Genomic DNA, 1236 nt, shown 5'->3' on the forward strand with positions numbered 1-1236 from the left:
TACTCGTTGCATCGGCCGCTTGAAACCGCCCGGGCGTGTCGCACGATGTCGCTCCAGTGTGCGGGCGGGGTCAGGCGCGACCGTGCGGGTAGGGGTCAGGCGCGGGACTCGCGGAGCCAGGCCAGGACCGCGAGGACGCGGCGGTTGTCCTCCTCGGCCGGGGCCAGGCCCAGCTTGGCCATGAGGTTGGCGACGTGCTTCTCCACCGCGCCCGCGCTCACGACGAGCCGCTGCGCGATCGCGCCGTTGGACCGGCCCTCGGCCATGAGCGCGAGCACCTCGCGCTCGCGCGGCGTGAGCGTCTCCACCGGGTCGACCGGCCGGCGCTGCACCAGCAGCTGCGCGACGACGTCGGGGTCGAGCACGGTGCCGCCCGCGGCGACGCGCGCGACGGCGTCCTCGAGCGCGTCGAGGTCCTGCACGCGGTCCTTGAGCAGGTAGCCGACGCCGCCGCGGCCGTCCGCGAGCAGGTCGCGCGCGTAGGACTCCTCGACGTACTGGGACAGCACGAGCACGCCGAGCTCCGGGAGCGCGGCCCGGGCCGCGACCGCGGCGCGCAGCCCGTCGTCGGTGAAGGTCGGCGGCATCCGGACGTCCAGGACGGCGACGTCGGGCCGGTGCTCGAGGACGGCCGGCACCACGGCGTCCGCGTGGTCGACCGCGGCGAGGACCTCGTGACCCGCCTCGCGCAGGAGGCGGACGAGGCCCTCGCGGAGCAGCACGGAGTCCTCGGCGAGCACGATGCGCATGGGCGCCAGTGTGCCCGTCCGCGGGCCGGGCCCCGGAGCGTGCCCACGCCCCGGCGCCCGGCCCTGCGGTGGTGCCTCGAGGGTCAGGACCACGGCAGCGTGGCGGTGACCACGGTCGGCCCGCCGGCGGGGCTCGTCAGCGCGAGCCCGCCGCCCAGGCCCTCGACGCGGTCGGCCAGGCCGGCCAGGCCGTGCCCCTTCGCGAGCGCCGCGCCGCCGACGCCGTCGTCGCGCACCTCCACGAGGAGCACCCGCTCGTCCTCCCGCACCTCGGTCGTGACGGCGACGTGCGCGGTCGAGGCCTCGGCGTGCTTCGCGACGTTGGCGAGCGCCTCGGTCACCACGAAGTAGGCGGCGTTCTCGACGGCCGCGGCGGGGCGCGCGCCGTCGGGCAGGGCGACGTCGACCGACGTCGTCACCGTGGCGCGCGCGGCGACGGCGCTCACGGCCGCGGCGAGCCCGCGGTCGGCGAGCACGGGGGGTGCGA

2 protein-coding genes are annotated in these 1236 nt (G+C 77.4%); both read right to left on the reverse strand.

The window, feature by feature from the left end; all coding sequences use genetic code 11:
- Window positions 1-95: 95 nt before the first annotated feature.
- Entirely contained in the window at window positions 96-749 is a 654-nt protein-coding gene (locus ICW40_RS16590; protein WP_221655120.1) for a LuxR C-terminal-related transcriptional regulator, read from the reverse strand.
- A gap of 83 nt (window positions 750-832) precedes the next feature.
- A partial coding sequence (locus ICW40_RS16595; RefSeq protein ID WP_374199172.1) for a sensor histidine kinase occupies window positions 833-1236 on the reverse strand: 404 nt, incomplete at its 5' end.

It is taken from the genome of Actinotalea ferrariae (assembly GCF_019733465.1).
GTDB classification, from domain to species: domain Bacteria; phylum Actinomycetota; class Actinomycetes; order Actinomycetales; family Cellulomonadaceae; genus Actinotalea; species Actinotalea ferrariae_A.

Excerpts from the sequence above, each read along its gene's own strand:
- ICW40_RS16590 (WP_221655120.1), bottom strand. The coding sequence starts at position 749 with ATGCGCATCGTGCTCGCCGAGGACTCCGTGCTGCTCCGCGAGGGCCTC.